At 63.2% G+C, this 10,555-nt stretch carries 7 protein-coding genes; 5 read left to right on the forward strand and 2 right to left on the reverse strand.

Features of this window, described 5'->3' with window-relative positions:
- Nucleotides 1-22 precede the first annotated feature (22 nt).
- Nucleotides 23-1,552, reverse strand: a complete 1,530-nt coding sequence (locus BO1_RS29110; RefSeq protein ID WP_028220564.1) for a helix-turn-helix transcriptional regulator — start codon at nt 1,550-1,552, stop codon at nt 23-25.
- Nucleotides 1,553-1,903: 351 nt separating this feature from the next.
- Here BO1_RS29110 and ugpB point away from each other — a divergent pair, with 351 nt between their 5' ends.
- The 3 genes from ugpB (at nt 1,904) to BO1_RS29125 (ending at nt 7,516) form a co-directional block, all read left to right on the forward strand.
- A complete protein-coding gene (gene ugpB, locus BO1_RS29115) occupies nt 1,904-3,265 on the forward strand; it encodes a sn-glycerol-3-phosphate ABC transporter substrate-binding protein UgpB (RefSeq protein ID WP_043287050.1) in 1,362 nt (453 codons plus the stop codon).
- A 481-nt stretch (nt 3,266-3,746) separates the two neighbouring features.
- Nucleotides 3,747-4,925: a porin gene (locus BO1_RS29120; RefSeq protein WP_028220566.1), complete on the forward strand. Its 1,179-nt coding sequence runs from the start codon at nt 3,747-3,749 to the stop codon at nt 4,923-4,925.
- A gap of 170 nt (nt 4,926-5,095) precedes the next feature.
- The gene (locus BO1_RS29125; protein ID WP_028220567.1) at nt 5,096-7,516 is read left to right on the forward strand and encodes a carbohydrate-binding family V/XII; all 2,421 of its coding nucleotides are present in this window, start codon (nt 5,096-5,098) and stop codon (nt 7,514-7,516) included.
- Between the two features lie 89 nt (nt 7,517-7,605).
- Here BO1_RS29125 and BO1_RS29130 read toward each other — a convergent pair whose 3' ends face one another.
- Nucleotides 7,606-9,456 carry an acyl-CoA dehydrogenase gene (locus tag BO1_RS29130; RefSeq protein ID WP_028220568.1) on the reverse strand — a complete coding sequence of 617 codons (1,851 nt, stop codon included), beginning with the start codon at nt 9,454-9,456 and terminating at the stop codon, nt 7,606-7,608.
- A gap of 258 nt (nt 9,457-9,714) precedes the next feature.
- Between BO1_RS29130 and BO1_RS59520 the strand changes: the two genes are divergently transcribed.
- Both BO1_RS59520 and BO1_RS29140 read left to right on the forward strand, forming a co-directional pair.
- The gene (locus BO1_RS59520) at nt 9,715-9,870 is read left to right on the forward strand and encodes a hypothetical protein (RefSeq protein ID WP_156992440.1); all 156 of its coding nucleotides are present in this window, start codon (nt 9,715-9,717) and stop codon (nt 9,868-9,870) included.
- 297 nt (nt 9,871-10,167) lie between these two features.
- Nucleotides 10,168-10,555, forward strand: a 388-nt coding sequence (locus BO1_RS29140) for a contractile injection system protein, VgrG/Pvc8 family (RefSeq protein WP_281179209.1), incomplete at its 3' end; no start/stop codon positions are given.

Raw genomic sequence — 10,555 nt, forward strand, 5'->3', positions numbered from 1 at the left:
GGAGCCCGAAAGGGCTTTCTGCTTACCGTGGGGCCGGGCCGCGTTGATTGCGGCGTTGTCGTGGCGAAGGCGCCACGTGGCCATCGCGGTCGATGCCGCGGTCGCGGGCCCAGATAATGGCCGCAGAACGCCGGTTCACGCCAATCTTGCTGTAGATGGCGGCAACATAGTTGCGCACGGTATTGCGTGAGAGTTGCAGCGTTTCGGCAATCTTCGCATCGTCGCTGCCCTGGCACATCAGCACCAGCACTTCGAGCTCGCGCGGACTGAGGTCGTCGAGCGCCGCGCCCGTTTGCCCTGCGCGAGTGGGGTGGCGGATTTCCGCGAGCTTTTCGATCACGGTGCGGCTGAACCACGACGTATCGTGCATCACCGTTTCGATGGCGGCGATCAGTTCGCTTTCGGAGCGTTTGCGTTCGGTGATGTCCTGGAGCACGCACAACACGCAGCGCCGCTCGTGAATAGTGACCGTCTCCGCGGAGACCAGACAGTCGAGCATGTCGCCGTTCTTTGCGCGCAGCTTCATTTCGACATTGCGCACACTGCTGGTGGATTCAACCGTGTCGCGGAACTGGCTGAAAGCCTCGTCGTCCTCCCACAATTCCAGCGACGACGGATCGCGGGCAATGACCTCATCGACCTGGTAGCCGGTTGCAGCGACAAACGCGTCGTTGACGTCGAGAAATAGCATGTCGTCGAGCGAGCTGACCGTCATCGGCACCGGCGCGAGGCGAAAGGCCTTGGAAAAGCGCTCTTCGGTTTGCCGCAGCGCCGCTTCGGCTTTTCGCCTCGGCTCGAGATCCATGAAGGTGAAGAGCATGCAGTCCTGGTCGCCCACCTCGATCGGCTGGCCGGCCACAATCACGAACTTGCTGCCGCCATCCGCAATACGCAGCACGCTTTCCATTTGCGGAACAGTGCGGCCTTCGTTCAGATATTCGATCGCCTGGTCGCGCTTGTCGGAGCCACCGAGTACATCGAACTCGTAGGCCGAGCGACCGATGACTTCATCGCGCGCGAACCCGGTCATCTCGAGAAAGCCCTGATTGACCTTCACGTAGCGGAGGTCGGACAGCCTGCAGATGACTGCGGGCGCCGGATTCGCACTGAAGGTTCTCTCGAAGCGCTCTTCCGCCGTGTATCGCCCGGTCACGTCCTGAATCACGAGCACCAGCGACTGCGGCTCGTCGGCTGCGTCGGTCAGCAAGAGGCTGCGCACCTGGTGGATCGCGTGAAAGCTGTCGTCGCCCGGCTTCGTCACCTCGACGATCACGTCCCGAAACACATCGCCGGCCTGCACGCGTGCCAGCGGATATTGCCCTGGCAGCAGCGGATGATTGTTGCGGTATTTCAGCGTGAAGCGCTTCTGAAAACCGGCGGGGCTGCCACCGAAGTCCTCAACCGCATTGATGCCGTGAATCGACAGGGCCGTTTCGTTGGCCCAGACGATCGAGCCATCGGGATCGGCGAGCAGGATGCCCTCGGTGAGTCCGGCGACGATCTGCTGCAATTGCCTTCTGTCGACTTGCGGCTTGCTGGAAGCGGAATCCATTGCGTATCCCGGTGATCTTGTCGGCCAGGCCGTTATCATCGATCCCCGGTTTCAGGCGCGACAGGGGTACTAAAAGATGCGGCCTTTTCCATCCTGCATGAAAAGCCTCGCGCCGAACAGAGCGAATTGCACGATCTCACCTGATTGCTTTGTACTGTACTGGAGCGCAGCCGGCCTTCACATGGCCGCGCGATTCGCTGTGCTACCCTTGCGCTGCCCTTTGCCCGCTTGTGCCCGCTTATGCGCGCGGTCCCGCATACCACTAGCCGCACCGCACAATAATTGCACGCGGGCAGGCTGCTTTGTGTTTCGACATCCCGTATCGACATCCATAACAAGGAAGAGAACCAGATGAGAAAGCACGAGAAATTGCGCGCGGGTTCGCGCAGTCATTTGCGCGCCGCTGCCTGTGCGCTTGCCATCGGCATGTCGTTTGCCGGCGGCATCCGGTCGGCCCAGGCGGCGCCCGTCGAGATCCAGTTCTGGCACGCGATGGAGTCCGAGCTCGGCGAACGCGTCAACGATATCGCGAAGCAGTTCAACGCCTCGCAGAGCGAATACAAGATCGTGCCGGTGTTCAAGGGCACTTACGACCAGACGCTCGCCGCGGGCATTGCCGCCTACCGCAGCGGCGACGCGCCGGCGATCCTGCAGGTCTACGAAGTGGGCACCGCAACGATGATGCAGGCGAAGAAGGCCATCGTGCCCGTGTACGACGTGATGAAGAACGCGGGCGTGCCCTTCGACGAAAAAGCTTTCGTGCCGACCGTGGCCAGCTATTACAGCGACGCGAAGACGGGCCATCTCGTCTCGATGCCGTTCAACAGTTCCACGCCGCTGCTCTACTACAACCGCGACGCGTTCAAGAAGGCGGGCCTCGATCCCGACGCGCCGCCGAAGACCTGGCCCGAGGTCGCCGCCGATGCGGCCAAGCTCAAGGCAGCCGGCATGAACTGCGGCTTCACCACGGGCTGGCAGGGCTGGATCCAGATCGAGAACTACAGCGCCTGGCATGGCGCGCCGATCGCCACGCGCAACAACGGCTTCGACGGCACCGACGCCGTGCTCGAAATCAACAAGCCGCTGCAGGTCGCGCACATCGCCTTCCTGCAGAAGATGGCGAAGGACGGCACCTTCACCTATGTGGGCCGCAAGGACGAGGCCACCGCGAAGTTCTATAGCGGCGACTGCGGGATCATGATGGGCTCGTCGGGCGCGCTCGCGAACGTGCAGCAGTATGCGAAGTTCAAGTACGGCACGGGCATGATGCCCTATGACCCGAGCGTGAAGGGCGCGCCGCAGAACGCCATCATCGGCGGGGCGAGCCTGTGGGTGCTGGCGGGCAAGAACCCCGATGTCTACAAGGGCGTCGCGAAGTTCCTTGCGTATCTGGGTTCGCCGGCTGTGGCGGCAAAGTGGCATGAGGACACGGGCTATCTGCCCGTCACGACGGCGGCCTACGACCTCGCGCGCAAGCAGGGCTTCTACGATTCGCATCCGGGCGCCGATACGGCCACGAGGCAGATGCTCAACAAGCCGCCGCTGCCCTGGACGAAGGGTCTGCGTCTGGGCAACATGCCGCAGATTCGCACCGTGGTGGACGAAGAGCTCGAGCAGGTATGGACGGGCAGCAAGACGCCGCAACAGGCGCTCGATTCGGCCAACGCGCGTGGCAATGAGTTGTTGAGGCGCTTCGAGAAGCAGGGGGGCTAACCCGCTCACCGCGGCACGGACGCACGGGTTTCGTGCGTCCGGCTCAAGAGGCGTGGGTGAAAGGGTGCTCGAAATGCCTGGGCGTCAAGAATTCGCTGGTGCCGTGATTCGATCGATATGCGGGGCGTGCTATTTAAATAAGCGGTGATTTTCGTCATAATATTGGGTTGTTAATGATCATGAAATGATTAAATGTTGTGGCGCTGCAACAAAAACGCCGTGTGTTAATCATTAAATCAAGATAGTTATCTTTTAATTAAATTATGTAATTGATTTTCAACGACAAAATTTAATTATTCAAAATAGTCAAATTTTCTATTCGTCCTTCTGTGTAGTTTGATGGTCGACTGGTCTTTATATTGGGTCCGTGCATGAGCAGCCTTGTCTGTCCGAAGCCCAATATGGCGCGGGATGTCGGAAAGGGCTGTCCACGCAATGTGGCATTTCCAGATCAACTATTAAGCTCTGTACGGAACGAACGATGAAAAAGAAGACTTTGATTTTTGCGGCTGCATCCGCTGCCATGGCGGCCGGGGCGCATGCCCAGAGCAGCGTGACGCTTTACGGCATCGTCGATGCGGGCTTGACCTATGTGAGCAATGAAGCGAGCACGAGTTCGTCGGTGACGCCCAATGGCCTGTCCAACGGCAAGGCCTCGTTCGGCATGACGAGCGGCAACATCCAGCAAAGCCGCTGGGGCCTGCGCGGCGCGGAAGATCTCGGCGGCGGCCTGAAAACCGTCTTCACCCTCGAGAGCGGCTTTAACGTGAACAACGGCAGCACCGTTAGCAGCTCGCTCTTCAATCGCCAGGCGTATGTCGGGCTGTCGAGCAACGACTACGGCACGCTGACATTCGGTCGCCAGTACGATTCGATGGTCGACTACCTCGGGCCGATCTCGGCCACGGGTTCGTGGGGCGGCACCTACTTCGCGCACCCCGGTGACAACGACAATCTGAACGGCACGTTCAGCATCAACAATGCGGTCAAGTACCAGAGCGTGAACTACGCGGGCTTCTCGTTCAGCGGCCTGTACGGCTTCTCGAACAAGGCTGGCGGCTTTGCGGACAACCGCGCCTATAGCGTGGGCACCGGGTACAAGTACGGCGGGCTGCAGGTCGCCGCGGCCTATCTCCAGGCGCAGGCGCAGACCTTGGGCGGCTTCAATCCGAGCAATGCCAATGGCGCGCTCCAGAACTCGACGGTGCTCGACAACCTGGACGGTATGCAGACCCAGCGCACCTGGGGTGTCGGTGCGAACTACGCGATCGGGCCCGCGCTGGTCGGTCTCGTGTTCACGCAGAGCCGCTTCCAGGACAGGCTCAACGATATCTCGCTGCGCTACAGCAACTACGAAGTCAACGCCCGCTACGACCTGACGCCGGCGCTGTTCGTCGGCGGTGCCTACACCTACACACAGGGTCTGCGCAATACGCCGGGAAGCGGCTCCACCAACAACCGCTCGGCTCACTGGAACCAGTTCAGCCTGATGGCCGATTACTCGCTCTCCAAGCGCACCGATATCTACGCGGCCAGCATCGTCCAGATCGGCGCCAACAATGACGATGGCACCAACGCGGCCCAGATCAACGGCACCGATTCGTTCTCGACCAGCCGCAGCCAGGTTGTCGTGACCACGGGCATCCGCCACCGCTTCTAAGCGCCTTTAGCGCTTCCTTCGATGCATGAAGTAGGCGGCCATCGCGCCGCCGCTTCTTGTCCGCGCCACGCGTGAGCCCGATATCGCTCCCGCGTGGCTTTTTTATGCGTCTTTTGTGAACCATGATTGGGAGCACGATTGTGAATCAATCGAAGAAAAACGCACACGCGGTGATCGCGGTCGCGGCGGTAAAGCGGGTTCGGGTCGTGGCCTCGCTGCTTGCCGTTACCGCGCTGGCGGGGAACCTGCCAGACGCGAGTGCGCAGGCGCAGCCGGCCGTCGCGTCGCAGCCCGACTGGCCGCGCGCCCTCGACGAAGGCAAGGAGCACGTCGAGATGTACCAGCCGCAGATCGAGCAGTGGAGCGGCAATCGCATTGCCGGCCGTGCCGCCGTCGCGGTGGGCGCGGCGAACGGCGCACCCACGTACGGCGTCGTGCGCTTCTCCGCGATGGCCGACATCGACAAAGAAAGCGGTCTCGTGCTGCTCACCCATATTCAGGTCGATGGTGTCGACGTGCCGACGAACGCGGCCATGTCCCAGCGCATCAGGCAGGCCGTCGTCGCGCGTCTGCCCGCCGCCGGCCTGCAGGTGTCGCTCGACGAATTGCAGACGAGCTATGCGGCGTCGCGAGGATTCGCGCACGCGATGAGCGTCGCGGTGAAAAACGACGTGCCGCGGATCGTGTTCGCATCGACGCCCACCGTGCTCGTCCTTGTCGATGGCGCACCCGCCTGGCGGCCGGTCGGCGAGACGGGTTATGCGCGCGCCCTGAACAGTCGCGCGTTGCTCATGCGCGACGCGCAAGGCCGGCTTTACGCGCAAGCGGCGGGGCACGGGTATTCGGCATCGGCGGTGGGCGGTCCCTGGCAGCCGATGGCGTCGCCGCCGGCCGCGCTGCTTGCGGCGGCGCAGGCGAGCGAGGCGAAGACGCCCGCCGATGCCATGCTGCCCCACGACGGCAAGCCGGCTGCATCGGCGCCGGCGTTGCTCGTCGCCACCCAGCCCACGGAGCTGATCGTGACCGAGGGCGCCGCGCAGCTCAGCCCTGTCCAGGGGACGCGTCTGCTGACGGTCACCAATACGGACCATGCGGTCTTCGTCTATCCGCAGACCAATACGTACTACGTACTGATATCGGGTCGCTGGTTCCGCTCGCAGTCCACTGGCGGACCGTGGACCTGGGTGCCGGGCAGCGATTTGCCCGCAGACTTCGCGAAAATTTCGCCCCAGGATCCGAAGGCCAATGTGCTCGTTTCAGTGCCGAATACGCCCGAGGCGAAGGAGGCCGCGATCGCGGCCTCGATTCCGCAAACAGCTACGGTGTCGCGCTCGCAGGCCAGCCTGAAGGTGAGCTATGACGGCGCGCCCCGCTTCGAGCCGATCGCGGGCACGACACTGAGCTATGCCGTCAACACGGCGAATGCCGTGATCGAGGTCGATCCTTCGCATTACTACGCGGTTGCCAACGGCGTGTGGTTCGTTGCGGGCTCCGCCGCCGGTCCGTGGGCCGTTGCGACCGCGGTGCCCGAGGTCATCTATGCGATGCCGCCCAGCAGTCCGCTCTACTACGTGACCTACGTGCGGATCTATTCGTCCACGCCCGATACTGTCGTGGTGGGCTATACGCCGGGCTACATGGGGGTGATGGTCAGCGCGGACGGCACGGTCGTCTATGGAACCGGCTATGTCTATGCACCCTACGTGGGCGACGTCTACTACGGATATCCGGCGACTTACGGCTATGGGGCAGGCTTCGCGCTGAGTGCCGCCGAGGGCTTTGCGTTCGGCTTCGCCGCCGGGGCCATCTGGGGCGGCGCATCGCCGTGGTGGGGGCCTTATTGGGGCGGCTACTGGGGCGGGGGCGGCTGGGGCAACGTCAACGTCAATCAGGCGAACTTTTACGGCCGGTGGGGCCAGGGCACGGTAACTCACGCTTCCGGATGGAACCCATGGACCGGCACGCAGTGGCGCGGCGCTGCCGGCACGGGCTACAACCCGGCCACCGGGGCGCACTACCGGGGCGCGGCCGGAGCCGCGTTCAATCCGTACTCGGGCAACTATGCCGGCGCGCATCAAGGCGCGTTCGCCAATCCCGCGACCGGCCGCGCGGGCGCGGGCCGCGGCGGTATCGTCGGCAACGAGGCCAACGGCAATTTCGCGGCAGGGCGGCAGGTGGCGGGCGCCAACGCGAACACGGGGCGTTCGGGTGACGCGGAATTCGGCGTGGCCGGCAATACGCACACGGGCCAGTACGAAGCCGGGAGCCGGGGCTATGTGACGAACGCGTCGCGCGGCAATGCGCTTGCCTGGAACAATGGCGATGTCTATGCGGGGCACGACGGCAACGTCTACCGGCACACCGATGGCGGCAGCTGGCAGCAGCACACATCGAATGGCTGGCAGTCGGTGCAGCCGCGCGGCGACGTGGGTGACCACCTCAACCGGCAGAGTCAAGCGCGCGATCTCGGCGCACAGCGATGGAACCAGTTCAACGGGCACGCGGGCGGCGGATGGGGCTCGCGCGGGATGGGGGGCGGGTTCCGTGGCGGTGGGTTCGGCGGCGGATTCCACGGCGGGTTCCGGCGCTGACGCGTCAATCTCGCGATACTGGTGCGGCGCAAGTGGGCGGGCGGCTTTCGGAGGCCGCCCGCATCACATCGGCGTCGGTTGCGCCAATCTCAGAACCACGCGTCCTGCATGTCGAGCGTCGTGCGGTCGAGCGAGGCGAGCAGATCGAACTGCGGGCCGGTCTTCGGCAGCTCCCACGCGAAGAAGTACGCTGCGGCGGCGAGCTTGCCGCGATAAAAATGGACTTCGTCGCCACTTGCATGCGAGAGCGACGCGCGTGCCGTGAGCGCCTGTTCCAGCCAGATCCACGCCATCACGACGTGGCCGAATGCTTCCAGGTACACCGAAGCATTGGCGAGCGTGACGTTCGCATCGCCCGCCGACCACAGCGTCTGCGTGACGTCGACGAGCCGCTGCAGCGCCGCTTCGAGCGCATGCGCGTGCGCGGCGTCCTGTGCGTCGCCGTTCGAGCGCGCACGGTCGAGCGTGGCCTTGACGCGCTGCACGAACAGCTTCAGCGCCGCGCCATCCTTGATCGTGACCTTGCGGCCCAGCAGGTCGAGGCCCTGGATGCCATGCGTGCCTTCGTGGATCGGATTGAGTCGATTGTCGCGGTAGAACTGCTCGACGTTGTACTCGCGCGTGTAGCCATAGCCGCCGTGCACCTGGATCGCCAGATCGTTGGCCGCGAGGCACCACTGCGAGGGCCAGCTCTTGGCAATCGGCGTGAGCAGGTCGAGCAGCAGCGTGAGCGGCTCGCGCACGGCGTCGTCCTCGACGGCGCGCGCTTCGTCCACGAGTTTCGCGCACCAGAGATTGAGCGCGAGCGCGCCTTCCACATAGCTCTTTTGCGCTAGCAGCATGCGGCGCACGTCGGCGTGCTCGACCAGCCTGATTTGCGGCGATGCCGGGTCCTTGCCCGCCGCGCCCACGCTGCGCCCCTGTGGCCGGTTGCGCGCGTAATCGAGCGCGTGCAGATAGCCGGTGTAGCCGAGCATGGTCGCCCCGAGGCCCACGCCGATGCGCGCCTCGTTCATCATATGGAACATGCAGGCGAGGCCCTTATGCGGTTCGCCCACGAGATAGCCAATGGCGCCCGCCTGGCCGCCCGGCGTGTATTTCGTACCCTCGCCGAAGTTGAGCAGGCAGTTGGTCGTGCCGCGATAGCCCATCTTGTGATTGAGGCCCGCGAGCACGACGTCGTTGTGCTCGCCGCGCGAACCGTCCTCGTTCACGAGGTATTTCGGCACGATGAAGAGCGAGAGGCCCTTCACGCCAGCAATGAGCTTGCCGTCCGGGCCGGGAATCTTCGCGAGCACGAGGTGGACGATGTTCTCGGAGAGCTCGTGCTCGCCGCCCGAGATCCACATCTTGTTGCCGCGCAGGCGATATTGCGCGCCGAGCGGCGAGTCGCATTCGAAGTCGGCGCGTGTGGCCACATCCGAGAGCGACGAGCCCGCCTGCGGCTCGGACAGACACATCGTGCCGAAGTAGCGGCCTTCCAGCTCGGGCTTCACGAAGGTGTCGATCTGCTTCGGGCTGCCGTGAGCGAGCAACAGGTTCGCGTTGCCGATGGTGAGGAACGGATAGGCGCTCGTGCCCACGTTCGCCGCCTTGAACCACGCGAAACCCGCTTTCTCGACCACGAGCGGCAACTGCATGCCGCCGTATTCGTAGTCCTGGCCCGCGGCCATCAGGCCCGCGTCGCAGAACGCCTTCAGTGCGGTCTTCACCTCGGGGATGATGGTGACGGTCTCGCCGTCGAAATGCGGCTCGTGCTGGTCGTTCTTCTTGTTGTGCGGCGCGAACAGGTCGGTGGCGATCTTCTCGCAGGTGTCGAGCGCCGCGTCGAAGGTTTCGCGCGAGTGGTCGGCGTAGCGCGCAATGCGCGTGAGACGCTCGACGTCGAGCCATTCGTAGAGCAGGAAATTCAGGTCGCGGCGGGAGAAGATCAGCGACATGGCAGGCAGCCTCGAATGTAAGAAAAGTCCTAGCTTACATAAAATAGAACGATCGTGCTATTGGTAATTTCTCCAGCATCGCCGAGTGCCGGCGTGTTCGTTCCGCCATGACGGGCTGATACGCGTCAAGCGTCAACGATTATTCACGAATCTTGAAATAGAGACAGGCTTTTGGGGGAGGGATTGGCCTAAGCTGGACGCCGCTCCCTATTTGGGGAGCATTCCTTAAACACACGCACAAACCCATGGAGGTTGCTCATGCAACTGCTTCAACGTGAAGAACTGTCGAATCTGCAAGTCGTGACCGCAGGCGCTGGCGCCAACAAGACGCCGTCGGCGGTGACCCTGACGATCACGAAGGAAAACGGCCTGAACCTCGTGATCACGCCGCAAGCCGCGACGTCGGCAAGCTAAGTTTTAGCCGGGGTCGCTGACCCCGAAGGCCGGCAAGCTCTTTTGCCGGCAGAAAGTTGACAAAGCCCAGGTCCCCGCTTGGGCTTTGTCGTTTCTTGGGCATCGTGCTCGAGAAGCTGCCCCCGCGGCATGAACATGAGAGGAGCGCTCGCGAGGAACGCGGGCCAAAGCGCGGGTGAGCAACGTGATCGACTGCCGCTCGGCAAGTAATCCAGCGCAGTCTCTGCGTAATGCTCACCGGTAGCCCGGAATCAGGTGTCTCGTATAACTGAATTTTTATAATTCGGAGAACAGGCAGTGAACTACCCATCCCTGCGGCGCGTTTTCGCCGGCGCGCTGCCTTCACAGGATCACCGCCCGTTCCGGATGTACTGGCGCAGTTCGCAGAAGGACCTGGCTGGTCTGCTGTTCATCCAGCGGCTCGATATTCACGAGAATATGTGTGGTGGCATTGAAGGCCGCCTATCCTGCATTTCCACCACGGTGGGCGTACCGCTCGAGCTGTTTCTGGGCCAGCCGGTGACGGTCCAGCTGGTCACTGACGAAGGCGCGCTGCATTCGATCTGCGCGATCGTCACGGACGCCCATGAGGGCGAATCCGACGGATCGCTCGCAACCTACCAGTTGGTGATCCGTGACGCGCTGTCGATCATGGAGCGGCGCATCAACACGCGTATATTCCGCG

It is taken from the genome of Paraburkholderia oxyphila NBRC 105797 (assembly GCF_000685075.1).
In the GTDB taxonomy this organism is placed as follows: domain Bacteria; phylum Pseudomonadota; class Gammaproteobacteria; order Burkholderiales; family Burkholderiaceae; genus Paraburkholderia; species Paraburkholderia oxyphila.